Source organism: Vibrio kagoshimensis, assembly GCF_050337535.1.
Taxonomy (GTDB): Bacteria; Pseudomonadota; Gammaproteobacteria; order Enterobacterales; family Vibrionaceae; genus Vibrio; species Vibrio gallaecicus.
This window is the reverse complement of record NZ_JAKJSZ010000002.1, coordinates 1-25,224: the sequence shown is the minus strand read 5'-3', so window position 1 is coordinate 25,224 and position 25,224 is coordinate 1. Positions and strand designations below refer to the sequence as shown.

Sequence of the window (25,224 nt, the reverse complement as noted above, 5' to 3'; positions counted from 1 at the left end):
TTTATTGAGTGTACTAGATTGAATTTAAATGTACTTAGAAACAATAAACTAAGCGACGTTCTCAATCGTTGGGTACTGAGGCTTTGCTGCTAATTCCTCTGGGTTAAAGTCATCGACGTTAATTGTGTATAAACGATGTACTTCAGCTGTTTTTAATAGCTCAGCTTCTTGCGCGTTTAAGATGCCTTTTTCTAGCCCAATATCAGCGATCAGATCTAAGCGAAGGAAAGGTCTCTTTTTATGAGTTTCTTTACAAACGCGGTCGAACAAAGGTTCGGCTTTCAGAATGATTTCTAAAGCTTGTTCTATTTTCCCTACGGCATTGTGCTCTGTAGGTTCTAGGTATTGGCCTCGACCTATACGTGAACGAGTAGCACTTGGTGTTTGGATAATATGCGCCACTTGGCTATCCAGTTTGTCACTTGGCGCGCGGCGAACACGACCAAATGGCATTAGAATTACGCGTAACGCACGACCAAGAATTGGGTTAGGGAAGTTCATCAAGAATTCATCTATGGCAACTTCAGCTTGTTGTAGGCTATCTTGCATACCCCAGTGAACTAAAGCTAAATCTTCGCTATGTCTGCCGTCGCTTTCATAACGTTTTAAGGTTGCAGAGCTTAAATAAAGTTGGCTAAGAATGTCTCCAAGCCTCGCCGATAAACGTTCTCTTCGTTTTAATGAACCACCAAGCACTGCCATCGAAACATCTGAAAGGAATGCCAAGTTTGCACTGTAGCGGTTGAGCTGCTGATAGTAACGTTTAGTTTCATCTTTAGTTGGAGAGTTAGACCCAATACCATCGGTTAAACCTAACCAGAAGCTGCGGACAAAGTTACTGAGTGTGAAACTTACATGCCCTGCAAGTGCAGAATCGAATTTTTCTACAGAGTTAGCATCATCGGAATAAGCGGCTTCCATTTCTTCTAAAACATAAGGATGGCAGCGAATCGCGCCTTGTCCGTAGATAATCATAGAACGAGTAAGAATATTCGCCCCTTCAACGGTGATTGCAATAGGCGCACCTTGGTAGCTACGAGCTAGGAAGTTAGATGGACCTAAGCAAATCCCTTTACCACCTACTATATCCATTGCGTCAATAATGCTGCGCTGTCCACGATGGGTACAATGGTACTTTACAATGGCTGAGATAACAGAAGGTTTCTCGCCTAGATCAATTCCCGCTACGGTTAGAGTACTTGCAGCATCCAGAACATAAGCATTACCTGCAAGGCGAGCTAGTGGTTCTTCCACTCCTTCCATACGCCCTATAGGCTGTTTGAATTGACGACGAATACGAGCATAAGCTCCAGTTGCAAGAGCGGCTGTTTTTATGCCTCCAGTCGAGTTGGAAGGTAAAGTAATACCACGACCAACTGAAAGACATTCAACCAGCATTCTCCAACCTTGACCTGCCATTTTCGAACCGCCAATGATGAAGTCCATCGGCACAAATAAATCTTGCGCTTGAGTTGGACCATTTTGGAAAGGAACATTTAATGGGAAGTGGCGGTTACCAATTTCAACACCTTTTAAGTCAGTTGGAATCAGGGCACAAGTGATCCCTAGATCTTCTTTATCACCCAGTAAACCTTCAGGATCTCGTAGCTTAAAAGCAAGACCAAGCACGGTTGCCACTGGTGCTAGTGTTATATAGCGTTTATTCCAAGTCAGACGCATACCGAGTACTTGCTTACCTTCCCATTCACCTTTGCAGACTATGCCATAGTCAGGGATAGAACCTGCATCTGAACCTGCTTCAGGGCTGGTCAGAGCAAAACATGGAATCTCTTTCCCTTCAGCTAGGCGAGGCAGGTAGTAGTCTTTTTGATCTTCTGTGCCGTAGTGTTGTAATAACTCACCTGGACCTAGGGAGTTAGGAACTCCAACAGTAGAAGATAGAACGCTTGAGACACCCGTTAGCTTTTGCAATACCAGAGACTGTGCATAAGCTGAAAATTCCAAGCCACCATATTTTTTCTTAATGATCATCGCGAAAAATTTATGGTCTTTGAGGTATTGCCATACTTCTGGCGGTAGATCTGCCAGTTCATGAGTTACGTGATAATCACTGACCATTTCGCAGACGTGGTTAACGGGTCCATCTAAAAATTCTTGTTCTTCTTTAGATAGCGATGGCGCAGGGATTTGTTGAAGCTTCTCCCACTGTGGTTTGCCTTTAAAAAGTTCGGCTTCCCACCAAACCGTACCAGCATCTAGTGCCTCTTTCTCGGTTTGAGACATAGCAGGCAGCACTTTTTTAAACAGAACTAAGGCTTTTTGGCTAATTAGGGTTTGTCTAATACTTGGTACAGCGAAAATTGCAGTGAACAGTAAGTAAGTTAACCAACCCGTTGCACCTATGTTTCCATTAAAGGTTAGCCCTATCATTACCAGCGTAATGGCTAATAGAGCACGAGTTAAGCTAAGGCGATGATATAAGCACACACCAGCAGTTAAAGTGACGCAGAGTAGGGAGAGCAATATGTCCATTGTTGATTTCCTTTTCAGACATTATTCTTGTTTTTAGTTACTAAAATTTTTATGTAAGCTAATAAAGAGGTCGAACCAGTTAAGTGTAATTGAATTGTTGAATATTTGTAAAATCCCTAACTGCATAAAAAGTGATCTAAGTAGAGTTAAAGTTCTAATTATGAGAGGTGGGCGGTGAAGAAGTGCTCAGTTTCGGCTTAGGAAGGGAATTAACGTGGCAATCTTTTAGCTTAAGTGTCGACACTATGAAATGTTTCTGGGTAAACTCAGATAATAGAAGGAATAACCTTCAGTTCTCACTTTACGAGCGATACGCTGCGTGAACTAATATAAGAGATAAGCCTTATGTACCAAGACCTAATCAAAAGTGAATTGAACGAAGCTGCTGACGTTCTAAATAAATTTTTAAGTGATGATCATAATATTGCTCAGATAGAAGCCGCAGCTAAAATGATCGCAGATTCTTTTAAGCAAGATGGCAAAGTTCTTTCTTGTGGTAATGGTGGTTCGCATTGTGATGCTATGCATTTTGCTGAAGAGCTAACAGGTCGATACCGTGAGAATCGCCCAGGTTATGCGGGTATCGCAATTTCAGATCCAAGCCACCTTTCTTGTGTGAGTAATGATTTTGGCTACGATCACGTATTTTCTCGTTATGTAGAAGCGGTTGGCCGTAAAGGCGATGTGTTGTTTGGTTTGTCGACTTCAGGTAACTCTAGCAACATTTTAAAAGCCATTGAGGCGGCGCAAGCAAAGGGTATGAAGACTATTGCTTTAACCGGTAAAGATGGCGGTAAAATGGCTGGTTGTGCAGATATTGAAATCCGTGTGCCACATTTTGGCTACGCAGACCGTATTCAAGAAGTACATATTAAAATTATCCATATTGTTATTCAGCTTGTTGAAAAAGAAATGGAATAATCGCTATATCTAAAGCTAGTTAAACAGAATTTATAGTGAATTAAACAGATATAAATTGGAGCATGCTTTGCTCCAATGATGGTGATAACAAGGGAGTAGGTTAGACCATGTGTGAATTGCTCGGTATGAGCGCCAATGTGCCAACTGATATATGCTTTAGTTTTACAGGGCTCATTCAACGTGGGGGGAATACTGGTCCGCATAGAGACGGATGGGGTATTACTTTTTATGAAGGAAAGGGCTTTAGGACGTTCAAAGATCCTAACCCTAGCTGTGAATCTAAAATTGCTGAACTTGTTCAAAACTATCCAATTAAGAGCTGCGCTGTTGTTAGCCATATTCGTCAGGCAAACCGAGGTGGAGTGAATTTAGAAAATACTCACCCATTCACGCGAGAACTATGGGGAAGGTATTGGACATTTGCTCACAATGGTCAGCTTACTGATTATGATGATCTAAAAAGTGGTCGCTTTCGTCCTGTTGGTCAAACAGACAGTGAGCTTTCTTTTTGTTGGCTATTAAAGCAATTAGAAGAACGTTACCCAGAGCCACCACAAGATCAAGAAAGCATGTTCCGCTTTGTTGCGCAGTGCTGCGATACCCTCAGAGAAAAAGGCGTATTTAATATGCTGCTGAGTGATGGTGAGTATGTAATGACTTATTGCACTAACCATTTGTACTGGATTACACGACGCGCTCCTTTCGGGAAAGCGAGTCTAATCGACGAAGATGTTGAGATTAACTTCCAAGAAGAAACGACGCCGAATGATGTGGTGTCTGTTGTGGCGACCCAGCCTTTAACAGATAACGAGGAATGGTGTCGTATGAAGCCAGGGGAGTTTACATTGTTCCACTTTGGCGAAATGGTGGATAGTAATCATGAGCAGCTTTCAGATGTGGCCTACGCCCCGAAAAAAGTGTTGAGCCAGGCTCCCACGGAACCTTTAACCAGTGATTGCTAACAGTTTCTGTTACGTTTCTGCTATGTAGTTAGCTGTTCATAGCTAATCTATGATAGTTAACTACAGCTTGGGTAGTTAATTACAGACAGTTAACGAGTGAGTATGATTTTATAGCACTCATTAAAAAGCCGCTTAAACTGAGCTTTTAGTTTAAGCGGCTTTTTATTTGATTGTTCACTTGTTTCTATTCTTCGGCGTAGCCGTGTTGACCTAAACATTCACCGTCTAACAGTGCTTTTCCGTTATTCATCTCTAATCGACCTTCAATAAACCATTTGCTTACTAGAGGGTAAATATTATGCTCTTGAGTCAGAACACGGTTAGCCAACGCATCGGAGTCGTCATCGGAGAAAACCGGTACTTTGGCTTGTAATATAACCGGACCGCCATCTAATTCTTCCGTAACAAAATGCACACTTGTTCCATGCTCGGTATCTTTAGCATCAATAGCGCGCTGGTGGGTATGCAGACCAGGATACTTAGGAAGCAGTGATGGGTGAATATTGATCATTTTACCTAAGTAATGACGAACAAACTCAGGGCTTAAGATTCGCATATAGCCAGCAAGAACAATTAAATCTGGCTGGTATTCATCGATTTGCTTCATTAACTCAATATCAAACAATTCACGAGATTCGTAAGCTTTAGGGCTTAGACTACGAGCAGGAACATTAGCTGATCTTGCGCGCTCTAAACCGAAAGCGTCCTCTTTATTTGAAAAGACCGCTTTTACAGAAGCGTCGATGATATTATCCTCGCAAGCATCGAGAATGGCTTGAAGGTTACTTCCGTTTCCTGAAATTAAAACAACAATATTTTTCATGCGGTAGTCTAACTCGTTTGTTCAAAGTACATTCATAGTGAATAAGCTTTATGTAATGTACCTATACATTTTAAGGTTTTCTGGGGGCTAAATAGCAGAATGAGGACCATAAGGTCCTCATTCGTGAAATTCACTAATAATGTTTTGGATAAAACCAAAACAGATAAAAGGCTATTAGTTGATTTCTACTTGTTCTTCACCAGCTTCAGCATTGGCAATCTCACCGATAACCCAAGCGTTTTCGCCTTCAGCTTTCAGTAGTTCGACAGCAGCATCTGCTTGATCTTTCGGTAAAGCTACCACAAGACCTACACCACAGTTGAAAGTGCGGTACATTTCGAATGTTTCCACGTTACCTTTCTCTTGTAGCCAGTTAAAGATAGAAGGCCACTCCCAGCTCTTACCATCAATTACGGCTTTCGTACCTTCAGGAAGTACGCGAGGGATGTTTTCCCAGAAACCACCACCAGTAATGTGCGAGATAGCATGAATGTCATGTTCTGCAATCATTTTAAGTGCTGATTTGATGTAAATTTTAGTCGGCTCTAATAGGTGTTCGCCAATCGTGCGACCTTCTAGTTCTTCACTCTTATCAGCACCAGAAACTTCTAGAACTTTACGAATTAGAGAGTAACCGTTTGAGTGAGGACCGCTTGAGCCAACAGCAATAAGAGCATCGCCCGCTGCTACTTTTGTTCCATCAATGATGTTTGCTTTTTCAACAACACCCACACAGAAACCAGCTACGTCATAGTCGTCGCCTTCGTACATGCCTGGCATTTCAGCAGTTTCACCACCGATAAGTGCACAACCTGCTTGAACACAACCTTCAGCAATACCAGAAACTACATCAGCTGCAGTATCAACATCTAGTTTTCCTGTCGCGTAGTAATCTAGGAAGAAAAGAGGTTCACCACCTTGAACGATTAAGTCGTTCACACACATAGCCACAAGGTCAATACCAATTGTGTCGTGCTTTTTCAGATCCAGAGCAAGGCGAAGTTTAGTACCAACGCCGTCAGTACCAGAAACGAGAACAGGCTCTTTATATTTAGTTGGAAGTTCACATAGGGCACCAAAGCCACCAATACCACCCATTACTTCAGGGCGACGAGTGCGTTTAACAGCACCTTTAATACGGTCTACTAGTGCGTTACCTGCATCGATATCAACACCAGCGTCTTTGTAGCTTAGAGAAGAAGTATTACCACTCACGGGATAGTCCTCGAACTTAAGTTGGATGTGAAAACGGCGCTATTCTAACAGGGCTTGATTACGAAGAGCAAACGTTTGCGCGGTTTTTTTTATTAGAATAAAGATTCTGAAATAACCACAAAGTTCGTGTATAATCTACAGGTTTGTTTAAATATTGCCGGAGTTGGAAATGAAAGTTGTTGAAGTGAAACACCCGCTAGTAAAACATAAAATTGGCCTGATGCGTGAAGGTGACATTAGCACTAAGCGTTTTCGTGAGCTAGCAACAGAAGTGGGTAGCCTTCTAACGTATGAAGCGACATCTGATTTCGAGACTGAGCGAGTAACCATTAATGGTTGGAACGGCCCAGTAGAAGTTGACCAAATCAAAGGTAAGAAAGTAACCGTAGTGCCAATTCTTCGTGCTGGTTTAGGTATGATGGATGGTGTACTTGAGCACATGCCAAGTGCTCGTATCAGTGTGGTGGGTATCTACCGTGACGAAGAAACACTAGAGCCTGTACCATACTTCAACAAGCTAGCGTCTAACATTGATGAGCGTATTGCTCTAGTTGTTGATCCAATGTTAGCAACTGGTGGTTCTATGATTGCAACTCTAGACCTTCTAAAAGAGCAAGGCTGTAAAGTATTTAAAGTACTTGTACTTGTTGCTGCTCCTGAAGGCATTGCTGCTCTAGAAAAAGCACACCCAGATGTTGAGCTTTACACTGCTGCAATCGATGAGAAGCTAAACGACAAGGGCTACATTGTTCCAGGCCTTGGTGATGCAGGCGATAAAATCTTCGGTACTAAGTAATTCGGTTTTTTGTTTAAGTTAATCTGAACAGTTTTTTACTCGCTGAATTGGCTTAATTAACCGCATTAATAAAAAGGGAGAGCGTTTGATGCTCTCCCTTTTTTGATCTTGTTAGTTTGTAATTTCTTGTAGGTAGCCTTAACGACTGATTAATCGATTTGAGCTTTGTCTACTACAGTGTTGTCACCTAGCTCTTCTGGAAGTACTAGATTAAGTAATATTGCAACGATACCGCATAAGCTTACACCTTGTAGGCTGAAATCACCGATGCCAAATGCCATGCCGCCTATACCAAAAACTAAAGTAATGCCCACAATCACTAGATTACGTGATTTGTGAAGGTCTACATTATTTTTAATGAGGGTATTCAAACCGACTGTTGCAATAGAACCAAACAGTAGAATCATGATGCCGCCCATTACTGGAACTGGGATCGTTTGCAGTAGAGCGCCGAGCTTACCTACTAACGCAAGAACGATTGCTGTCACCGCAGCCCAAGTCATGATCACTGGATTAAATGCCTTAGTAAGCATTACAGCACCTGTTACTTCACTATAGGTTGTGTTTGGCGGTGCGCCCAACATAGAAGCTGCAATCGTTGCTACACCGTCGCCAGTGATAGTACGGTGCAAACCGGGTTTCTTAAGGTAGTCTTTGCCTGTCACATTAGAGATAGCAAGCATGTCACCAACGTGCTCGACAGCTGGAGCAATCGCAACAAATATCATGAATAGGATGGCGTTGATGTTGAACTCAGGTGTTGTGAAGTTTGGTAAAGCTAACCAAGATGCTTGAGCTACTGGGGTGAAGTCTACCGCACCATACACTAAGCTCGTGACGTATCCCGCGACAATACCAGAGAAAATCGGCAACAGCTTCAGGAAGCCTTTTGAGAATACACTGACGACGATCGTTACTAGCAGTGAAATCGAAGAAATCCAAAGTGCCGCGTCAGCATCAACAAGCTGAACTGCACCATCTCCTGTTTTACCTAAAGCCATGTTTACCGCAACAGGCGCTAGACCTAAACCGATAACCATGATTACAGGACCAACAACCACCGGCGGAAGCAGTTTGTGAATAAAGCCGACACCTCTTACTTTAATTAGAGCGCCCATCAACACATACACAACACCTGCAGCCATAAGCCCCCCCATGGTCGCGCCTATGCCCCACGTTTGTATACCAAACATGATAGGAGCAATGAATGCAAAAGAAGATGCTAAGAAGATTGGCACTGAACGGCGTGTAATAAGTTGGAATAAAAGGGTACCGATGCCGGCACCAAATAATGCAACGTTTGGATCCAAGCCAGTTAATAATGGTACGAGGACGAGTGCACCAAATGCAACAAACAGCATTTGAGCGCCCTGCAAAGCATTCTTCATGGAATATCCTTTGAACTTAAGTGAGAAGATAAAATTTAAGATAAATAAAATTCGCAGGATTCTATCATTTGGCAATCGATTGCTATGTCGGGTAGATCAAACTTATTCGTCTAAATGATAGATTGAGGAGGAAAATTTTTTATTTCATGTCGTTTTTGAATGAGTGATGCCTAGTTAGGCTATTTCAATTTAATTTTTATCAAGCTATCTGAACGGACTATCCTTGCCCCTTTTTCGATAGTTGCTTATCATCAAGCCACAAGATTAGAATATTAGGATCAGTATGCGCTATATAGCATTGTTGTTGATGGTTTTTTTGTCATTACCGAGTTACGCATTAACTCAAGTCGATATCTTTAGTTCCGAAGTCGTAATTAACGGTGAAAATAAGCAACCAGAAACGGTCGCTAGAAATACTGGTATGCAGCAAGTTCTTGTTAGAGCTACAGGTCTAAAAGACGTAGCGTCTAATGACATGATCAAAAAAGCGATGCGCCAAAGCTCTCAATATATCTCTCAGCTAAGCTATGGTGAGCAGGGCGACCAAACGACACTACGCATGAGATTTAATTCAGCGCAAATTCGTTCATTACTCACCCAAGCACAGTTACCTTACTGGCCAGATACTCGCTCGAATATTTTAGTGTGGCTGGTAGAAGAGCAAAACTTTGATAAGAATATTGTTTGGGAACATTCTGCTTCTGAATTAGCTGCTGGTTTACAAATTAATGCTGAAACCCGTGGTTTACCCTTGATTCTGCCTGTTGGTGATTTTGATGATATTACAGGAATCGCTACTTCTGATTTATGGGGAGGTTTTGTTGGGCCAATCAGTACCGCGAGTCAGCGTTACCCTGCCGATGCTGTTTTAGTGATTAAGTCTCAAGGCAACTCGCTACGTTGGACTTTATACGACCAGCAACCTGCATTTATGACAAGCTCACCTAAAGCACCTTTAAGTGGTTCTGCTTCCTCTTCTAAGCAACTAATTGATGAAGTGAGCCATTACTATGCGAGCAAAAGCGCAGTTACAGTAGCAAGCGAATCTTCAGAATCTATTTTGGCTCAGTTTATTAGTATTAATAATGCTAAAAATTTCTTTGAGCTAGAAAATGCACTGAAACGATTAAACTCTGTAGCAAGCTTAGATATTTTAAAAATTCAAAACAGTGAAGTGACATTCCGTATTCACTTATTGTCGACTCAACAAGAGTTTGAACAAGAAGTAGAGCGAATTCGTCAGGTGACTGCTATCGAGCGACAATCTGATATGCCGGAAGTTGCGCCAGGGTTTGAAAAACAAGTTAACACGCAGACGGTTGGTGATGAAAGTGAGGCTCTTGAGGTGGTAGAACAGTCTTCTATTGAAGGTGTTTTCGAAGGTCAAGACGGGGAATCAACTGAACTGAATGAAGCCGAAATCGTGGTTCCCGTTCAGGAAGTTAAGCCTGACTTGGTTTATGAGTGGCTTACTAAGTAAGTAAAATTGTAGATAAGTAAATAAAACTGTAAGTGATTATAAAAAGCCCGATACGCCATAATGGATGTATCGGGCTTTTTTTATGAACAAACGGTGTCTTGTGAAGTTGTTGAACTCAGCTTGTATTCGGAAAAAAACAAACTTTAAGAAAAATAAGGGTTACTGATTGAATCTTGATTTCTCTTGTTTTTCCACTTCTGATAACAATGGTAACTTAAGGCTTAGTTCTTTGCCGCGCGCACGCGTGTAAAGAATATTGCCAACGAAACCTAAAGAGGTGAGGGCGAATTCAACCACGGCGAGCATACGCTCACCACCGTCAACGTAGAAAATAGTGAGAGCATGTAAGAAATACAGCATGAGCACGAAATTAGCCCAAGCATGCGTATAAGGCTTACCAGCAATGATCCCTGGCAGTGGTAACAACAATGGTATCGCCCATACAAAAGCTAGTGTTAAGTTGTTTAAATGGGGGTGGGGCGATAGTGTGACCTGCCACAAAACCACCCAAACAAGTAATGAAACATTACTGATTAATGCAAGGTAACGAAATTGCTTAGTGCGCAGTGACATATCCATTACAACTGAACTTCCTTCTGTTTTATAGCAACTTTAGCTAAGCGCTTACCTAACTTCTGAGCCAGTTCCATTTCATCTTTTGTTAATGAAGCTGAGTGACCGGCACTGCTGGCACCGTAAGGTGTTCCACCCGATTGAGTGGTGTGCAGAAGTGGTTCAGAGTAAGGAATACCTAATATCATCATCCCGTGGTGCAGCAGTGGCAGCATCATGGTTTGTTGAGTGGTTTCTTGCCCGCCATGTAATGACGAAGACGAAGTAAACACACAAGCTGGCTTATCTATAAGATCGCCATTTAACCAAAGTGGTGTGGTTGAATCCCAGAAATGCTTCATAGAGCCAGACATATTACCAAACCAGACAGGACTACCAAGTGCGAGTCCATCACACTCTCTAAGTTCAGTTAGAGTGGCTATCGGTTCTATCGGCTCGCCATGCGGGGTGATGTCTTCAACTGTGCGTAATACGGCTTCACAATTAGGGATAGATTCTATCCCTCTTGCGATTTGTCTTGCGAGTGCTTGAGTAGAACCATGGCGACTGTAGTACAGCACCAGTATTTTAATGCTCATCGTGAGTTATAAGATCTCTAAGACTTGTTCTGGTGGGCGACCAATCTTTGCTTTGTTATTCGCAACAACAACAGGTCTTTCAAATAGTTTTGGATTATCTACCATCGCAGAAAAAAGTTGCTCATCAGTAAGTGACTCATCACTTAAATTCGCTTCTTTGTAATCAGCTTCCTTTGTTCTCATCATTTCACGAACGCTTTCAAAGCCGAGCTGAGAGAATAACGTTTTCAGTTGCTCAACAGTAAAAGGTGTATCTAAATATTTGATGATTTCAGGTTGAACCCCGTTTTCTTCTAGCACTGCGAGCGTTTGGCGGCTCTTTGAGCAACGAGGGTTATGGTAAATGACGACAGACATATTGTTCTCCTAATTATTATTGTTGTTAATTTTACACAGTTACCGCGTGAGAAATAGAGCCATTATTGTAATGATAGAAAGCGATCACGTTGAATCATCAGTTGATCGATTCTGGCATCGTAGCGTGCCTGTTTTAAACTTCCTAATTCAGCAAGTTGGCTAGCCTGTGTGTAGTACTGGATGGCTTTATTCCATTGAGCCTGTAAAGCTAGAATTTCCGCTCGAGCTGCGAGATCTTCATCACTATTCGCTAGGCTGATGTTCGCTTTAGATAGTAAGTGCCAACCATTGGTGTCGTTTGGGTTATCGTGAGTGTAGCGTTGTAGTACGCGAATCCCTTCTTGGTATTGCTCTTTTTCTAATAAGGCGTTGGCATAATTAATTGTTAATACTGGGTTATTTGGCTTACGAGTTAGTGCAGATTTCATCTCTTTTATGGCTAGTTCAGGTTTATTCTGTTCTATGTGAAGGTCTGAAATAGCATCTAGATAGAAGGTATTTAGTGGGTCATTAGTGATCAATTTTGTCAGGATTGGTTCGGCTTTATCTAGCTTTTTAGAATCTAAATAAACTAAGGCTTTACCGTATTCTAATGAAGGCACTAGTGATGCAGGGGCTTTCTTCAACTTACGTTCAAACCAATCTAAAGCCGAATCATTCTCTATACCCGCATAACGAGCAACAATCCGAGCTCGTGCTAGGTGGTAATCGAGAGATGGCGATACTTTTAAAGGTGGATATTGACGTGCACGCTCACGAGAATCAGTAATACGGTCTTCAGGCAGTGGGTGAGTAAGCAGCATGGGTGGTGGTGTGCTTGCGTAGCGATATTCATCGGCTAATCGACCAAAAAATCGTGGCATTGCTTTTACATCAAACCCAGCTTTAGCCAAAGTGTTAATACCGAAACGGTCAGCTTCTTTTTCGTTGCTTCGAGTGTAGTTGATCTGACTTTGCATACTACCCGCAGTCGTAGCTGTAATCGCTGCAATACCAGCTTCTGGGGCTGCGATAGCCAGTAAGACAGAAGCTGCAAGCGCAGCAATAGTTGCTGGGGAGCGTCTTGCTTGATCTTCCATGCTACGAGCTAAATGACGCTGAGTTACATGTGCGATTTCATGTGCAATAACAGAGGCTATTTCACTTTCAGACTGGGCATGAAGAAATAGCCCTGAATGCAAAGCGACGTAACCACCAAAAAATGCAAAGGCATTAATATTACGGTCACGAATCATAAAGAACTCGAAAGGGGTTTTTACATCGTTGGCATTCGCAACGAGTCTATGACCGAGGTTACTGATGTACTCATTTAACACCGGATCATTGACGATAGGCTGGCTACCTCTGATGATCCTCATGTAAGCATCACCATAAACGAGTTCTTGATCTATGGTTAATGTGCCACCTGCAGCAGTGCCAATATCTGGGAGATCTAGGCTATTTGCATTGGTTGAAATAGGGGTGCTTAATGCAGTTGCTATACACAAGCAAACAATCGAGCGGGTGCGTTTTAACATATTAGTCAGTAATACTCCGTTTCATCTGACATTAAGACAAGGGTTGTTTGAATTGGTTTCCTTTATCTCATAAAGCTTTATGAGATAAAACTTCACGATACGCGACTCTCATCTCTCGTGTTAATGAAATAGAAAGATGGCGCGTTTTAAAAAACAGATTACAATACGCCTCTTATAATAAGCATCGAGCTCAAGAATGAAACCTAATATTCTCGATTTACGCGAAGAGCGTTGCCCAATGGCACTATTATTAGCGAAGCGTTATGCTGCTAGGTTAGAGAACGGTCAATCATTATTAATATATATATCTGACATGAGCTCAATGAAAGACATTGTGAACTTCTTATCACAACAAGCTTATTCTGTAGAACAGGAAGCGAGTTCTGGTTTTCACCAAATCCAAGTTATTAAAAAGGAAGTGCAGTCAAATGCTTGAAATGGTCAGTCGCTGGTATAAGCGACGTTTTTCAGATCCTCATGCCGTCAGCTTAGTTGCTATCATTCTTTTCGGTTTTATTACTATTTACTTCTTTGGTCACCTAATTGCTCCGTTATTGGTAGCGATTGTATTGGCATACCTTTTAGAGTGGCCGGTGGTTCAACTGCAAAGAATAGGTATTCCTAGAACACCGTCGGTTATGTTAGTCATTTTGATGTTCTTCAGCTTAATGCTTCTAGCATTGTTTGGCTTGGTCCCGACAATATGGAACCAAGTGGGAAATTTGATTAATGACATTCCAAGCATGTATGGTGGATTGCAGAATTTTATCTCTACTATTCCAGAGCGCTACCCTGAATTAGCCAACCTTCAGATTGTTGAATCTGTTGTTTCTAATGCGAAAAATAAAGTGTTAGGGATGGGAGAGAGCGTCGTGAAAGGATCGCTAGCTTCATTGGTTAGTATCGCGACATTAGCGGTGTATTTAATTTTGGTCCCTTTGCTCATCTTCTTTTTGTTGAAAGACAAAGAAGAAATGATTCAGATGGCAAGTGGCATATTGCCCCAAAATCGTCGACTTGCTACGAAAGTGTGGGTGGAGATGAATCAACAGATCTCCAATTATATTCGAGGCAAGGTTGTTGAAATTCTAATTGTAGGCGGTGTTAGCTACGTCACGTTCGCCATTCTTGATCTTCGCTATTCCGCTTTACTTGCGGTTGCTGTCGGTTTATCTGTGTTGATCCCGTATATAGGTGCTGCAGCTGTGACAGTTCCTGTCGCGATTGTCGGTCTGTTCCAATGGGGGTTAGAGCCACAGTTTTATTGGTTGCTTTTAGCTTACGGTATAATCCAAGCTCTGGATGGTAATGTTTTAGTACCAGTATTGTTCTCAGAAGCGGTGAACTTGCACCCTGTGGCTATTATTGTTGCTGTACTAGTGTTTGGCGGGTTATGGGGCTTTTGGGGCGTCTTTTTTGCGATTCCATTAGCAACTTTAGTTAAAGCTGTTTGGAACGCGCTCCCAAGTCATGAGTTACATGAAGCAGAGTCTAAAGCTAAAGGTTGATTCATATTCACCCCGTGATATGTCTCGGGTTAGTTATTGATGATAAAAAGGGCGAACATGAAAATGTTCGCCCTTTTGCTATCTGTATTTCCAACTAACCCAACGTTAACGTTAGGCACCGTTACGTTATATCAAATAACTACACCGGCAATTAAACCGTGGGCTATTTTTATGAGTTAGGCTTAAGCGTCTTTGTTGAAGTAATCCAATACAACTTCATGGTGCGTTTTTGTTTTGAATTTATTGAATACGTGCTCAATAACGCCTTCTTCATTGATTAAGAAGCTAATTCGGTGAAGGCCGTCGTACACTTTACCCATGAATTTCTTCTCTCCCCATACTCCGAACTGTTCAGCGACAGCGTGGTCTTCATCCGATAATAGAGTGAAGTTAAGGGATTTTTTCTCAACAAAGTTAGGTAAGCGTTTTACTGGGTCGATACTCACACCAAGTACAACTACATTGAGATCATCAAGTTGAGGCTTTATATCTCGTAGACCTTCAGCTTGAACAATACAACCAGGCGTCATCGCTTTCGGGTAAAAGTAGAAAAGTACTTTTTTTCCTAAAAAGTCACTAAGAGAAACGGTATTTCCGTCTTGATCGAGTAGAGAAAAAGCAGGAGCCGGAGTGCCAGCTGTCAGCGTATTCATGAGTTTTCCTTTTTACGGTTACTATGCTTTCAAAGAGCCATCAGAAATGGTCAAAGGGTACATAATTATTGGCTGTTTTTAATAAAGTTGAGCGAACCTTGAACATTGAGCTCTTGGCACAATGAATTGAATTCTTCTTGTAGCTGCATCAAATTACATTCTGAATGAACGGAAGCGGTAATTGAGATATGAAATTGGTCATTATCTAGATCAACCTTTGATTTATTGATTGTTTGAGCACTCAATGAATCAATACCTATTTGGCGATTTGCAAAAAAAGTAGTGAACTTTTCAGTTAAACCAAGTTTGTCATCGGACTCGACGAATACTTCTAAGGTATATGAGTTATCGATTTGTGCATGAGTAGAAGTGCGTTTCATTATGGTAATGAAATCGTGCTCTTGCCCCAATAAAGGTAAGGTAGTTTCTACTCTAGTAATGTTACTTGCTTTACCTGATAACAGCATAATCAGGGTGAACTCTTCACCGAATAAAGCAATGCGGCTATCAATAATATTACAGCCTGATTGGGTGACTAACTGAACCACTTGGTTACATATACCCGGGCGATCTGTGCCCACAGCTGTGATTACTAGATGCTGAGTCATAAAATCACGTCTCTTAATATTCCATTGTTTCATGCATGTTAGCACAGTTACCAAAATGAATAAGTGACGGTAAAGGTTTTTACTTAAAGGGTATATGCCGTTTTAGGGCGCATATCTATGGCTGATTTTGGTTTTGAGTCACTTTCATTGAATAGAAACAAGCAGGTACTTTATCCCTTAAATAAGGACCAGAGAGCCATACATGCGAACAGTTGTTACCCAAATGTTTAAGCTTCCGAAGCTTAAGTTGGTGCAACCTCAAACATACGACAATATTTAATGCCGATGTGGTCGGTAAGAGGCTTTAAAGTCTTGTGTTTATCAATCGCCATACAGTACCATGCAAAAAGATTAAATTAAGGGAGATAGACATGTTTTCAGGAAGTATCGTTGCGCTCGTTACGCCATTTAACTTAGATGGTGAAGTGGATTTCGACAGCCTTAAAAAGTTAGTTGATCATCATGTAGCTGCTGGAAGTGATGGTTTGGTTGCTGTTGGTACAACAGGTGAGTCTTCTACACTTACTATTGAAGAGCATGTCAAAGTCGTGAATAAGATTGTTGAGTTTGCTGACGGTCGTATCCCTGTTATTGCAGGTACGGGCGCGAATGCGACTCATGAATCAGTACTATTTAGCCGTTTGCTTAATGGTTCTGGCATTGTTGGCTGTTTAAGCGTGACGCCTTATTACAACAAACCGACTCAAGAAGGCTTATATCAACATTATAAAGCCATTGCTGAAGTGAGTGATGTGCCTCAAATTCTATACAATGTACCAGGTCGTACCGCTGTCGATCTATTACCTGAAACGGTAGCTCGCTTATCTAAAATTGAAAACATTGTTGCCTTGAAAGATGCGACAGGTGATTTAGAAAGAATTGCAATTCACCGTGAACTTTGTGGCGAAGATTTCATCTTACTAAGTGGTGATGACTTAACAGGTCTTGAGTTTGTTAAGCGTGGCGGTGATGGTGTTATCTCGGTTACTAATAATGTTGCAGCTGCAGACATGGCTAAAATGTTTAAACTAGCCAAAGAAGGCAAGTTTGAAGAGGCAGAGATTATTAATGAACGCCTGATGCCCTTGCACAAAAACCTATTTGTTGAGTCAAACCCAATTCCTGTAAAATGGGCGGTTCACAAGCTTGGCTTAATTTCTGAGGGTGGTTTACGCTTACCGCTGACAGAACTTTCAGCTGAACAACAACCTACGGTTGCTCAAGCTATGACAGAAGCGTGTATTTACTAATTAGTATGAAATAATGCCGGAGTAAACTTCGGCATTTAGGAGCTTAAATGAAGTATTCTCACCAGCTAGTGATCGGTTCACTGGCTGTTTTTGTTCTTACTGCGTGTTCAGGCAGTGCGACTCAACGTCGCCAAGCCAAAGATGATTTTGAGTATTTAGAAACACCAGAATTTACACAGTGGCAAGTACCTGAAGGTGCTGAGCCATTCTTTTACCCTAATTTTGATATCCCACAAGGTGAGTTCACTGGCGGTACTGGTCCTAGTGTTGATATTCGACCACCTCAGCAAATCTTAGAGCTTATTCCCGGTGCTCGTGCTGAACGTCAAAATGGTGAAGTAACGCTTTGGCTGCTGCGTAAAGAGGAAGCTGACAGAGTATGGCAAACTGCGGTGGATATGTTATCTGCTCGACAAATTGAAATTCGTGAGCAATCTACAGACTCTGTAGAGACAGGTTGGGTTACGTGGGTTTCTGAAGATGAAGAAACTGAAATCGGCAGCCGATACTCTATTTCTCGTTTTGAAGCCAATAACCGATTTGGTTTTAAGATTAATCTGATTGATTGGCGAGAAGGCACGACTGTTCAGCCGGTGACAGCAACGAACAAAGAACGTTATAACGCGTTTATGACGAACTTAGTGACAGCAAGATACGATCAAGACTTGCGAGATGAAGCGGCATTAAAAGCTCAAGAATTGGTGAAGAGAATCCCAATTACAATGGGCTCAGACAGAAGTGGATTCCCTGTAATTATTGCTCGTACTCCATACAATGTATTGTGGCAGCGCTTACCTGAACTATTACCGACGATGGGTTTTGAGCTTGAAGAACGAAATCAATCTCAAGGAACAATCAAAGCTAAATATGCCTCTCCAGATGATGAATTTTGGGAAAGCATTGGTGTTAAACCTCTTGAACTTGAGACAGGGACGTACACTTTCCTAATGGGTGATTTAGGTAACCGAACTTCAATTAACGTGACTGATGCGTCAGGTAAACCGGTAGAAGAAGAGTTCCTTAAATCATTAGCTCCTGTTTTAGCCGCAATTGTAGAAATTAAAGAACCAGCTGAATAAAGAAAAAGTTGGTTAGCTGATACAAAAAGAGGACGTAAGTCCTCTTTTTTATATCTGTCGGTTTTAACTGATCAACTATGTATCAACTAAGTTTAATTATGCGTCTTTATGGGCGTCTTGCTCGGCTGCCTTTCTCGCACTATTCAATTTATCTAAACGGTTCAGCTTATCTAAATCACTTTCACCTTTAAGTTTACTTGGCTTACCTACGTTCATATTTGCAGTGTATTTTAATGCCGCGATATTTCCGACAATAACACTGACCACGATGAAGCAAATGACCCATGGATTCGTTAAGATCTCTAACATAAAGGCTCCTAATCGCTGATGTTTCCAATAAATTGAGAATAGATGTTATCTAACTGATCAATAATGTTCGCTTGCCCTAATATTGGCTCAGATAGCAGCTGATTACCAAGTATTAATGGAGATAACTGAGATAAGCAATCTTTCGATATTGAACGATGACTAATATGCCAAGGTTCAATAGCAACCCCCCCTAAATCTTTACTGTAGGGGAAAAAGAAATGGTACTTCTCTATGTTAGTAAGCATCCAATTATAGAAGGATTTTTGGTGCCCAGTTAAATACTCCCAAGGCTCTAATTGAAGCTGAGTAGCTTCGGGTAAGCAGGTTCGTGAGAATACATCGAAATCACAGCCCCAATGATGACGGCTTGCACCTGGAAGTGCAGACCACCTTAAAATCGCCCACATTCGTTCTTGCTCATTGAGTGAATCAAAATCGATAGGCTGGCTGTGTGAATCTAAAATTGTGCGCTGCCCAGAAAATTTACTATTCCAAATGGAAGCCTGCCTTGCGTAGCTTCTAAATCCACTCGCAATTTCTAATTTAAAGCCATCATCATGAGCAGCTTTGACCAAACTTTGTAAATCACTCTGAACTTGAGGGTGAGTGAGAAAGTATTTCTCACCGATTAGCATCTCAGTAAGGTGTGATTCAGTTTGTCCGGTCAGCTGCTCAGGGGTCATATTACTTTCCGAAAAGGTTAACTAGGGTACGTTGGTACATTTGTGTGAGTTTTTCTAAGTCGGCAATATTCACACACTCATTCACTTTATGGATAGTGGCATTAACTGGACCTAATTCAATCACCTGTCCGTTCATTCGGGCAATAAATCGGCCATCAGATGTACCGCCAGTGGTGAGCAATGCTGGTTTTACGTCGTTAACATGGTCAACAGCTTCCACTACAGCATCAAGTAAGTCACCTGCATCTGTTAAGAATGGGTCACCATTGAAAGTCCATTGTAAGTCATATTCAAAGTCGTACTTATCTAAGATCGCGGAGATGCGTTCTACGATAATGTCGTTGTTTAACTCTGTGCTAAAGCGCAGGTTAAACTGGACGTTAAATTCACCAGGAATAACGTTTGATGCGCCTGTTCCAGCACTTACATTCGGAATTTGAAAGCTCGTCGGTGGGAAGTAATCATTACCTTTATCCCATTCGGTTGTTGCGAGTTCATTAATTGCTAACAAAGAGCTGTGAATTGGGTTACTAGCCAGGTGAGGGTAAGCAACGTGACCTTGTACCCCTTTAATAGTTAAATCACCAGTAATTGAACCTCGGCGTCCGTTTTTGACGACATCTCCAACATACTTAGTACTTGAAGGTTCACCGACAATACACATATCAATGAGTTCATCTCGAGCCATTAAAGCTTCAACAACACGAACCGTACCATTAATGAATGGACCTTCTTCATCAGAGGTGATCAAAAAACCAATCGACCCTGAATGATCTGGATTCTCGGCGATGAACTGTTCTACTGCGACTACCATAGAAGCAAGTGAGCCTTTCATATCAGCAGCGCCACGACCGTAAAGAACGCCATCAATAATGGTTGGTTCAAAAGGAGCTGTGTTCCATTGTTCAACAGGACCTGATGGTACGACATCTGTGTGCCCTGCAAATGCGAATAGCGGAGCTTCAGTACCACGACGTGCCCAGAAGTTAGTTGTATCTTCGAATACCATTACTTCGATCTCAAAGCCAAGTGCTTTTAATCGGTTAATCATTAACTCTTGGCAGCCTGCATCTTCTGGTGTTACCGATTGGCGGCTAATTAGGTCTTTTGCGAGAGCCAAAGTTGGGCTATCTGTCATCCTTGAATTCCTTGTTAAGTAAACGTAATTTTGAATGTAATGCTATTTGATTCGTGACCGAATAAATCGAAGCTATGCAAAAATAGCTGAGTATTGATCGGCTTTAAAGCCTAAATGATATTGCGCATCCACTTTTAAAATAGGACGTTTAATCATCGCAGGTTGTTCTATTAATAATTGAATCGCAGAAGCTTCATTTAAATTGTCTTTTTGCTCTTGAGTCAGTTGGCGATAAGTCGTGCCACGTTTATTGACGACTAGCTCCCAACCTAGTTCTGAACAAAACTCAGTAATGAGCGCTTCACTGATACCTTGTTTACGGTAATCATGGAAATCGAACTCAATTTCTTCACTTTGAAGCCATTTTTTCGCTTTTTTGATGGTATCGCAGTTTGGAATACCGAATATGGTGACAGTCATTATTCTTCCTTTTGGTGATATTTTTTCATTCTTATGCTTTGAATCCTAACAGGAAGCAGTAAATCAGACAAAATCCAGCGTGAAATATTTACTAGAACGAAAAAAAACAGTAAGAAAATGCCACTATTGGAGACTTATTGATCAACCTCAACATGTCATGAGTGAAAAAAGAAATAATTGATTGGCACAGACATAGGAGGTGTCAATGGAGTTGAGTCCTGTTTTTGCAAGGCGGCTATATTTAGCATTATTAGTCGAAAGCCTTGAAAGGCCTAATGTGCCTAAACTCATCGAGAAAACGGGATGGCCTCGTCGTACAATTCAAGACGTACTCAAGGCTTTACCGGGGATTGGAATTGAACTGATGTTTATTCAAGATGGGCGGCGTCATAATGATGGTTACTACCAGTTATCTGATTGGGGACCATTTGATAGCCAGTGGGTGCTTGAGCGTCGGAATGATATAGCAACAAGCCTTGGATTTAGTGCATAAGCCAGCGAAAGCTGGCTTTCTTTTATCTGTAGTAGCTAAAAATACATTGTAAGGCGCATGCTCAAAGTACCAGAAGCCCCTTGGTATTTAAGTTTAAAAAAATGCTCGCTATTATTTACCACAAGAATAGGCGGTACCTAGCATAGTAACTGATGTATTGAACGTTTGTGGAACGGAAATAATAACAGTATCAGCCCCGAGGTTGATGGCATTACTTTTAAGCTCGTTTAATGCACCTTGAATCAGGGTGTCATTCGGAAAAAATAGAAAACTGTACCAATGCCCTTCATTTCCAGTTACATCGCCTAAATACTGACATTTACTTACATCAAATAAACCCAATATGTCGACCTCTACAGACGCCGCATCAGAATGGGCAAGTTTTGTTGGTGTTGTACACCCTGAGAGTAGAGCCACCAACGCAAAAATGAAATAAAGTCTTTTCATATAATTACCTTAGGATTGGAAAAAATAGGCGGCAAAGCCGATCCAACTTAGGGCTAATAATCCCCAAGGCAGTTTATTATTAGAGCTATCACCTACCTCTACGGTTGCTTCTACAGCCTCTTGGTTTTGCAGAGCTTGAGTTTGCTGCTTGTCTTTTTGAGACTTTTTCTTGGCTTTATCAGCTTGGCGGCTTCTCTCTTTTTGTTGTTTTTTATAGAGAGCTATACCTTTCTCTATACCTTGAGCAATCAATTTTGTTTGCTCTTTTGTTTGGCTAGGCTTTTGAGTTGCTTTGGCTATTTTCATTGCTTCTTGCTGAGATTCAACTGAGGGTGTGTTTGGTTTGTTTTTCATAGTGATATCGTGAAATAGAAACAGACTTTCTAATAAGATAACTCAAAATCTAGCCGAATATGAAGAAATTACGTTAAAGTGTTGCTTTGAAATAAAGTTAAGTAGTTATTTGTGCGATATTCCTTTGATCAATACGATAAGCACGGCTTTTTAAAAGCACCAGTGTTGCTTTGGCTTGTCTGGTTGTTTCTTGCAAAAGCATTAGTCGTATTTGTTGTTGCTGGTGCTAGCCGAGAGTCTGGTGCGAAAATATTAGAGATCATTTACCCAGATCATGACATGTTTTATGTAGGCATAGTTTTGAGCTTTCCCAGTTTGGCTTCAATGTGGTTATTTGGTCTACGTTCACCAGATAGGGAAAGGATCAATCGATTGGTTACGTGGGGGAGGTGTATCACTATGATCACTGTCTTACTGCAAATGCTTCATACCGGTTACCTTGTATATTTAGATAATGGTGGGTTCCATTGGGCTAATGCGATCACCCTTGTGATGTTGCTATGGTTTGCACTGTATTTATTCAATAGCCGCTTAGTGAAAGATTGTTTCCGAATGACTCTAGCTAAAGACTGATAATTATCAAAATAAGAAAATTAATTAAAATTATACTGAAGTAAAAATCGAGAGGATGTATTTATGGTTAACACGTCACATGACGCGCAAAATGTACAAAGTGCAATATTGCCTGAAGCAGGACCTTTTGCTCTTTATGTCCAGTTAAAAGTGAAGAGTAATGACTCAACAGTATTAGAACAGTTACAGAGTTTGCCGAACTTAATTGAAGAACTGAACCAAAGCCAACCAGGTGCTGATCTAGCGGCGTCTATCGCATTTTCTAAGGTTTTCTGGGATAAGTTTGAACAAGATGCTCCTTCTGACCTTATCGCATTCCCTGAACTTGGAGAGGGCGAAATTACAGCGCCATCAAGTGAGGTTGATGTACTGATTCATTGTCACTCAAATCGACACGATCTACACTTTTATGTTCTGAGAAAGCTGCTATCTGAAGTCGCAGACAATGTAGAAGTGGTCGACGAAACATATGGTTATCGTTATTTAGACTCTCGTGATATGACAGATTTTGTAGATGGCACAGAGAATCCAAAAGAAGCACAAAGAGCTGAAGTAGCAATTGTACCTGAGGGCACGTTTGCTGGTGGTAGTTATGTGATGGTTCAACGTTTTATCCATAATCTACCTGCTTGGAACCGCCTAAGTGTTTCTGCGCAAGAGAAAGTAGTTGGACGAACTAAACCTGATTCAATTGAGCTAGACAATGTTCCTGCTGCGTCTCACGTTGGTCGTGTTGATATTAAAGAAGAAGGCAAAGGGCTAAAGATTGTGCGCCACAGCTTACCTTACGGAAGTGCTACTGGTGATCATGGCTTGTTGTTCATTGCATATTGTAATGTGCGTCATAACTTTGATGCGATGCTTGAAAGTATGTATGGCGTTACTGACGGTAAAACAGACCAACTGCTGCGCTTTACTAAAGCGGTAACTGGCGCGTACTTCTTTGCACCATCAAGCACTATGTTGGGTGAGTTAAACATTAAGTAGATACGATTCAAGAAATCAGTAAAAGTTATCACTGAATACAGTGAAATATTAAGGAGCCGTTGTGCTCCTTTTTTATTAAAGTTTTTTTGTAAACGGTCGATAGGTGTTTAAGTTTTCACCTTATTTAGTGTGCTATGGCAATTACTGTAAATACAAATGTTTCGGCATTGGTTGCTCAGAGAAATCTCTCTAACGCAAACAATATGCTTAATCAATCCTTGGAGCGTCTAGCTTCAGGGAGTCGTATTAATAGTGCTAAAGATGATGCTGCAGGGCTTCAGATTTCGAATCGACTAGAGGCTCAAATGAGCGGTCTTGATGTGGCGGTTAGAAATGCAAATGATGGTATTTCTATCATGCAAACTGCAGAAGGTGCGATGAATGAAACTACGAACATCATGCAGCGAATGCGTGATCTTTCACTTCAGTCATCAAATGGGTCGAATAGCCAAGCTGAACGAGTAGCACTACAAGAAGAAATAAGCGCGCTAAATGATGAACTGAATCGAATTGCAGAAACCACCTCTTTTGGTGGAAAAAAACTCTTAAATGGGAGCTTTGGCAGTACTGCTTTTCAAATTGGTTCAGCATCAGGAGAGGCGGTTCAAGTTAACTTGAATAACATGCGAACAGACACCCTTGAGATGGGCGGTTTTAGTTATATAGCGAATGGAATGGCAAGCGATTCATGGTCAGTTCAAAGTGGAAGTAATGATATGACCATGTCATTTACAGATCGCTTTGGGCAGCAGCAGGAAATTACTATTAATGCTAAAGCTGGTGATGATATTGAAGAGCTGGCGACTTATATCAATGGTCAGACTGATTTAGTCTCAGCTTCCGTGAATGATGATGGTCAGCTTCAAATATATATGGCAGGCGATGAGTCTTCAGGGACAATCGCGTTCTCTGGTGGACTGGCTAATGAACTAGCGATATCTGGTGGGCAATATGAATCAGTAGATAATATTGACATCACCAGTGCTGGTGGAGCGCAAAGGGCTGTATCTATTCTCGATACAGCAATGAAGTATGTTGATAGCCATCGAGCTGAGCTAGGGGCAATGCAGAACCGCTTTGGTCATGCAGTTAATAACCTAGAAAATGTTCATGAAAACCTGGCTACATCGAACAGCCGCATTAAAGATACGGATTACGCAAAAGAAACCACTCAAATGTTAAAGCAGCAAATTCTTCAACAAGTCAGCACTACTATTCTTGCGCAAGCTAAACAAGCCCCGAATTTAGCATTAACTTTACTTGGCTAAATTCGCCGAATATCGGCAGCATGAATACGAACTTTAATCCTTTTTTCATCTTTTTGTACTTTTTAAACCTCTCATCACGTTTTCCCTTTCAAACCTATTTTTTCCAATATTTTTTCTAAATATCTCTAAAGAATTTCGAAATTACGCCGTTATAAAAAGTAACTTTGAGAGAACTACTTGGTTTTCCGAGACGTCGGAAACCGCAACACCGGAAAATCAATTGGAGAAATCACCATGGCAGTGAATGTAAATACAAACGTATCAGCAATGACAGCGCAACGTTACCTAAACAACGCGAACAGTGCTCAACAAACCTCAATGGAGCGTCTAGCTTCTGGTTCTAAGATTAAT

At 41.3% G+C, this 25,224-nt stretch carries 28 protein-coding genes and 1 pseudogene; 13 read left to right on the top strand and 16 right to left on the bottom strand.

The genetic code is table 11. From position 1 onward, the window contains the following. Window positions 1-48 precede the first annotated feature (48 nt). Complete coding sequence (fadE, locus tag L4C37_RS00255) at window positions 49-2,493, bottom strand: acyl-CoA dehydrogenase FadE (RefSeq protein ID WP_429767593.1); 2,445 nt, start codon at window positions 2,491-2,493, stop codon at window positions 49-51. 345 nt (window positions 2,494-2,838) lie between these two features. Here fadE and lpcA point away from each other — a divergent pair, with 345 nt between their 5' ends. Continuing rightward, on the top strand, window positions 2,839-3,414 hold the full coding sequence (gene lpcA / locus L4C37_RS00250; protein ID WP_137373584.1) for a D-sedoheptulose 7-phosphate isomerase: 576 nt from the start codon (window positions 2,839-2,841) through the stop codon (window positions 3,412-3,414). Between the two features lie 107 nt (window positions 3,415-3,521). Then, window positions 3,522-4,376, top strand: coding sequence for a class II glutamine amidotransferase (locus L4C37_RS00245; RefSeq protein ID WP_273294812.1), 855 nt, complete (start codon window positions 3,522-3,524; stop codon window positions 4,374-4,376). Window positions 4,377-4,560: 184 nt separating this feature from the next. Here the strand turns inward: L4C37_RS00245 and purN are convergent, their stop codons facing one another. Both purN and purM read right to left on the bottom strand, forming a co-directional pair. Next, window positions 4,561-5,199, bottom strand: a complete 639-nt coding sequence (purN, locus tag L4C37_RS00240; protein WP_137373586.1) for a phosphoribosylglycinamide formyltransferase — start codon at window positions 5,197-5,199, stop codon at window positions 4,561-4,563. 174 nt (window positions 5,200-5,373) lie between these two features. After that, on the bottom strand, window positions 5,374-6,414 hold the full coding sequence (gene purM / locus L4C37_RS00235; RefSeq protein ID WP_137373587.1) for a phosphoribosylformylglycinamidine cyclo-ligase: 1,041 nt from the start codon (window positions 6,412-6,414) through the stop codon (window positions 5,374-5,376). A 169-nt stretch (window positions 6,415-6,583) separates the two neighbouring features. Here purM and upp point away from each other — a divergent pair, with 169 nt between their 5' ends. Beyond that, window positions 6,584-7,210 (top strand): uracil phosphoribosyltransferase, encoded by a 627-nt coding sequence (upp, locus tag L4C37_RS00230; RefSeq protein WP_137373588.1) that lies wholly within the window; start codon window positions 6,584-6,586, stop codon window positions 7,208-7,210. A 149-nt stretch (window positions 7,211-7,359) separates the two neighbouring features. Here upp and L4C37_RS00225 read toward each other — a convergent pair whose 3' ends face one another. Further along, entirely contained in the window at window positions 7,360-8,598 is a 1,239-nt protein-coding gene (locus L4C37_RS00225) for a uracil-xanthine permease family protein (protein WP_137373589.1), read from the bottom strand. A 283-nt stretch (window positions 8,599-8,881) separates the two neighbouring features. On the opposite strand from L4C37_RS00225, the gene L4C37_RS00220 reads away from it, so the two are divergent. Then, window positions 8,882-10,078, top strand: a complete 1,197-nt coding sequence (locus L4C37_RS00220; RefSeq protein WP_429767592.1) for a DUF2066 domain-containing protein — start codon at window positions 8,882-8,884, stop codon at window positions 10,076-10,078. 159 nt (window positions 10,079-10,237) lie between these two features. On the opposite strand, the gene L4C37_RS00215 is transcribed toward L4C37_RS00220, so the two are convergent. From L4C37_RS00215 to bepA, 4 genes are all read right to left on the bottom strand, one after another. Beyond that, window positions 10,238-10,657 carry a DUF2069 domain-containing protein gene (locus tag L4C37_RS00215; RefSeq protein ID WP_273295363.1) on the bottom strand — a complete coding sequence of 140 codons (420 nt, stop codon included), beginning with the start codon at window positions 10,655-10,657 and terminating at the stop codon, window positions 10,238-10,240. Beyond that, a complete protein-coding gene (wrbA, locus tag L4C37_RS00210; protein WP_429767591.1) occupies window positions 10,657-11,229 on the bottom strand; it encodes an NAD(P)H:quinone oxidoreductase in 573 nt (190 codons plus the stop codon). Before wrbA ends, L4C37_RS00215 begins: the two co-directional genes overlap by 1 nt. A 6-nt stretch (window positions 11,230-11,235) precedes the next feature. After that, window positions 11,236-11,586: an arsenate reductase (glutaredoxin) gene (gene arsC, locus L4C37_RS00205; protein WP_137373593.1), complete on the bottom strand. Its 351-nt coding sequence runs from the start codon at window positions 11,584-11,586 to the stop codon at window positions 11,236-11,238. Window positions 11,587-11,648: 62 nt separating this feature from the next. Further along, window positions 11,649-13,103: a beta-barrel assembly-enhancing protease gene (bepA, locus tag L4C37_RS00200; RefSeq protein ID WP_273295359.1), complete on the bottom strand. Its 1,455-nt coding sequence runs from the start codon at window positions 13,101-13,103 to the stop codon at window positions 11,649-11,651. 196 nt (window positions 13,104-13,299) lie between these two features. On the opposite strand from bepA, the gene L4C37_RS00195 reads away from it, so the two are divergent. Together L4C37_RS00195 and L4C37_RS00190 are read left to right on the top strand one after the other, a co-directional pair. Then, on the top strand, window positions 13,300-13,539 hold the full coding sequence (locus L4C37_RS00195; RefSeq protein ID WP_137373595.1) for a sulfurtransferase TusA family protein: 240 nt from the start codon (window positions 13,300-13,302) through the stop codon (window positions 13,537-13,539). Continuing rightward, complete coding sequence (locus L4C37_RS00190) at window positions 13,532-14,611, top strand: AI-2E family transporter (protein WP_137373596.1); 1,080 nt, start codon at window positions 13,532-13,534, stop codon at window positions 14,609-14,611. The genes L4C37_RS00195 and L4C37_RS00190 overlap by 8 nt, the downstream gene beginning before the upstream one ends. A 182-nt stretch (window positions 14,612-14,793) precedes the next feature. Here L4C37_RS00190 and bcp read toward each other — a convergent pair whose 3' ends face one another. Together bcp and L4C37_RS00180 are read right to left on the bottom strand one after the other, a co-directional pair. Further along, entirely contained in the window at window positions 14,794-15,264 is a 471-nt protein-coding gene (gene bcp, locus L4C37_RS00185) for a thioredoxin-dependent thiol peroxidase (RefSeq protein WP_429767590.1), read from the bottom strand. Window positions 15,265-15,329: 65 nt separating this feature from the next. Then, a complete protein-coding gene (locus tag L4C37_RS00180) occupies window positions 15,330-15,872 on the bottom strand; it encodes a glycine cleavage system transcriptional repressor (protein WP_137373598.1) in 543 nt (180 codons plus the stop codon). Between the two features lie 371 nt (window positions 15,873-16,243). On the opposite strand from L4C37_RS00180, the gene dapA reads away from it, so the two are divergent. Both dapA and bamC read left to right on the top strand, forming a co-directional pair. Next, complete coding sequence (dapA, locus tag L4C37_RS00175) at window positions 16,244-17,122, top strand: 4-hydroxy-tetrahydrodipicolinate synthase (protein WP_171736746.1); 879 nt, start codon at window positions 16,244-16,246, stop codon at window positions 17,120-17,122. A gap of 47 nt (window positions 17,123-17,169) precedes the next feature. Continuing rightward, entirely contained in the window at window positions 17,170-18,201 is a 1,032-nt protein-coding gene (bamC, locus tag L4C37_RS00170) for an outer membrane protein assembly factor BamC (protein ID WP_137373600.1), read from the top strand. 96 nt (window positions 18,202-18,297) lie between these two features. Here the strand turns inward: bamC and L4C37_RS00165 are convergent, their stop codons facing one another. The 4 genes from L4C37_RS00165 to L4C37_RS00150 all read right to left on the bottom strand — a co-directional run bounded on the left by L4C37_RS00165 (window position 18,298) and on the right by L4C37_RS00150 (window position 20,751). Next, entirely contained in the window at window positions 18,298-18,510 is a 213-nt protein-coding gene (locus tag L4C37_RS00165; RefSeq protein ID WP_273295354.1) for a DUF2897 family protein, read from the bottom strand. Between the two features lie 8 nt (window positions 18,511-18,518). Next, complete coding sequence (locus L4C37_RS00160; RefSeq protein WP_429767589.1) at window positions 18,519-19,193, bottom strand: M15 family metallopeptidase; 675 nt, start codon at window positions 19,191-19,193, stop codon at window positions 18,519-18,521. Window position 19,194: 1 nt separating this feature from the next. Further along, window positions 19,195-20,331: a succinyl-diaminopimelate desuccinylase gene (gene dapE, locus L4C37_RS00155; protein ID WP_273295350.1), complete on the bottom strand. Its 1,137-nt coding sequence runs from the start codon at window positions 20,329-20,331 to the stop codon at window positions 19,195-19,197. 72 nt (window positions 20,332-20,403) lie between these two features. Next, on the bottom strand, window positions 20,404-20,751 hold the full coding sequence (locus L4C37_RS00150; protein WP_429767588.1) for an ArsC family reductase: 348 nt from the start codon (window positions 20,749-20,751) through the stop codon (window positions 20,404-20,406). A 205-nt stretch (window positions 20,752-20,956) separates the two neighbouring features. Between L4C37_RS00150 and L4C37_RS00145 the strand changes: the two genes are divergently transcribed. Then, complete coding sequence (locus L4C37_RS00145; RefSeq protein WP_137373605.1) at window positions 20,957-21,244, top strand: winged helix-turn-helix domain-containing protein; 288 nt, start codon at window positions 20,957-20,959, stop codon at window positions 21,242-21,244. 111 nt (window positions 21,245-21,355) lie between these two features. On the opposite strand, the gene L4C37_RS00140 is transcribed toward L4C37_RS00145, so the two are convergent. After that, the gene (locus tag L4C37_RS00140) at window positions 21,356-21,691 is read right to left on the bottom strand and encodes a DUF4156 domain-containing protein (protein WP_429767587.1); all 336 of its coding nucleotides are present in this window, start codon (window positions 21,689-21,691) and stop codon (window positions 21,356-21,358) included. 9 nt (window positions 21,692-21,700) lie between these two features. Beyond that, a complete protein-coding gene (locus L4C37_RS00135; RefSeq protein WP_429767586.1) occupies window positions 21,701-22,045 on the bottom strand; it encodes a DUF2956 domain-containing protein in 345 nt (114 codons plus the stop codon). 111 nt (window positions 22,046-22,156) lie between these two features. On the opposite strand from L4C37_RS00135, the gene L4C37_RS00130 reads away from it, so the two are divergent. The 4 genes and pseudogenes from L4C37_RS00130 to L4C37_RS00115 all read left to right on the top strand — a co-directional run. After that, window positions 22,157-22,618, top strand: coding sequence for a DUF2919 domain-containing protein (locus L4C37_RS00130; RefSeq protein WP_429767585.1), 462 nt, complete (start codon window positions 22,157-22,159; stop codon window positions 22,616-22,618). A gap of 63 nt (window positions 22,619-22,681) precedes the next feature. Beyond that, window positions 22,682-23,605 (top strand): Dyp-type peroxidase, encoded by a 924-nt coding sequence (locus L4C37_RS00125; protein WP_429767584.1) that lies wholly within the window; start codon window positions 22,682-22,684, stop codon window positions 23,603-23,605. A gap of 134 nt (window positions 23,606-23,739) precedes the next feature. Further along, the gene (locus L4C37_RS00120; RefSeq protein ID WP_137373610.1) at window positions 23,740-24,873 is read left to right on the top strand and encodes a flagellin; all 1,134 of its coding nucleotides are present in this window, start codon (window positions 23,740-23,742) and stop codon (window positions 24,871-24,873) included. Between the two features lie 234 nt (window positions 24,874-25,107). After that, window positions 25,108-25,224: pseudogene (locus tag L4C37_RS00115) on the top strand (flagellin); the annotation flags it as partial.

What these genes read in the sequence shown, in the direction of transcription:
- L4C37_RS00145 (WP_137373605.1), top strand. Translation starts at nt 20,957, where the DNA reads ATGGAGTTGAGTCCTGTTTTTGCAAGGCGGCTATATTTAGCATTATTA.
- wrbA (WP_429767591.1), bottom strand. Translation starts at nt 11,229, where the DNA reads ATGAGCATTAAAATACTGGTGCTGTACTACAGTCGCCATGGTTCTACT.
- L4C37_RS00245 (WP_273294812.1), top strand. Translation starts at nt 3,522, where the DNA reads ATGTGTGAATTGCTCGGTATGAGCGCCAATGTGCCAACTGATATATGC.
- dapE (WP_273295350.1), bottom strand. Translation starts at nt 20,331, where the DNA reads ATGACAGATAGCCCAACTTTGGCTCTCGCAAAAGACCTAATTAGCCGC.
- fadE (WP_429767593.1), bottom strand. Translation starts at nt 2,493, where the DNA reads ATGGACATATTGCTCTCCCTACTCTGCGTCACTTTAACTGCTGGTGTG.
- arsC (WP_137373593.1), bottom strand. Translation starts at nt 11,586, where the DNA reads ATGTCTGTCGTCATTTACCATAACCCTCGTTGCTCAAAGAGCCGCCAA.
- L4C37_RS00220 (WP_429767592.1), top strand. Translation starts at nt 8,882, where the DNA reads ATGCGCTATATAGCATTGTTGTTGATGGTTTTTTTGTCATTACCGAGT.
- L4C37_RS00165 (WP_273295354.1), bottom strand. Translation starts at nt 18,510, where the DNA reads ATGTTAGAGATCTTAACGAATCCATGGGTCATTTGCTTCATCGTGGTC.
- L4C37_RS00125 (WP_429767584.1), top strand. Translation starts at nt 22,682, where the DNA reads ATGGTTAACACGTCACATGACGCGCAAAATGTACAAAGTGCAATATTG.
- bamC (WP_137373600.1), top strand. Translation starts at nt 17,170, where the DNA reads ATGAAGTATTCTCACCAGCTAGTGATCGGTTCACTGGCTGTTTTTGTT.
- L4C37_RS00195 (WP_137373595.1), top strand. Translation starts at nt 13,300, where the DNA reads ATGAAACCTAATATTCTCGATTTACGCGAAGAGCGTTGCCCAATGGCA.
- L4C37_RS00225 (WP_137373589.1), bottom strand. Translation starts at nt 8,598, where the DNA reads ATGAAGAATGCTTTGCAGGGCGCTCAAATGCTGTTTGTTGCATTTGGT.
- L4C37_RS00135 (WP_429767586.1), bottom strand. Translation starts at nt 22,045, where the DNA reads ATGAAAAACAAACCAAACACACCCTCAGTTGAATCTCAGCAAGAAGCA.
- L4C37_RS00150 (WP_429767588.1), bottom strand. Translation starts at nt 20,751, where the DNA reads ATGACTGTCACCATATTCGGTATTCCAAACTGCGATACCATCAAAAAA.
- L4C37_RS00140 (WP_429767587.1), bottom strand. Translation starts at nt 21,691, where the DNA reads ATGAAAAGACTTTATTTCATTTTTGCGTTGGTGGCTCTACTCTCAGGG.
- dapA (WP_171736746.1), top strand. Translation starts at nt 16,244, where the DNA reads ATGTTTTCAGGAAGTATCGTTGCGCTCGTTACGCCATTTAACTTAGAT.
- L4C37_RS00180 (WP_137373598.1), bottom strand. Translation starts at nt 15,872, where the DNA reads ATGACTCAGCATCTAGTAATCACAGCTGTGGGCACAGATCGCCCGGGT.
- L4C37_RS00190 (WP_137373596.1), top strand. Translation starts at nt 13,532, where the DNA reads ATGCTTGAAATGGTCAGTCGCTGGTATAAGCGACGTTTTTCAGATCCT.
- L4C37_RS00160 (WP_429767589.1), bottom strand. Translation starts at nt 19,193, where the DNA reads ATGACCCCTGAGCAGCTGACCGGACAAACTGAATCACACCTTACTGAG.
- bepA (WP_273295359.1), bottom strand. Translation starts at nt 13,103, where the DNA reads ATGTTAAAACGCACCCGCTCGATTGTTTGCTTGTGTATAGCAACTGCA.
- purN (WP_137373586.1), bottom strand. Translation starts at nt 5,199, where the DNA reads ATGAAAAATATTGTTGTTTTAATTTCAGGAAACGGAAGTAACCTTCAA.
- L4C37_RS00120 (WP_137373610.1), top strand. Translation starts at nt 23,740, where the DNA reads ATGGCAATTACTGTAAATACAAATGTTTCGGCATTGGTTGCTCAGAGA.
- L4C37_RS00215 (WP_273295363.1), bottom strand. Translation starts at nt 10,657, where the DNA reads ATGGATATGTCACTGCGCACTAAGCAATTTCGTTACCTTGCATTAATC.
- bcp (WP_429767590.1), bottom strand. Translation starts at nt 15,264, where the DNA reads ATGAATACGCTGACAGCTGGCACTCCGGCTCCTGCTTTTTCTCTACTC.
- upp (WP_137373588.1), top strand. Translation starts at nt 6,584, where the DNA reads ATGAAAGTTGTTGAAGTGAAACACCCGCTAGTAAAACATAAAATTGGC.
- lpcA (WP_137373584.1), top strand. Translation starts at nt 2,839, where the DNA reads ATGTACCAAGACCTAATCAAAAGTGAATTGAACGAAGCTGCTGACGTT.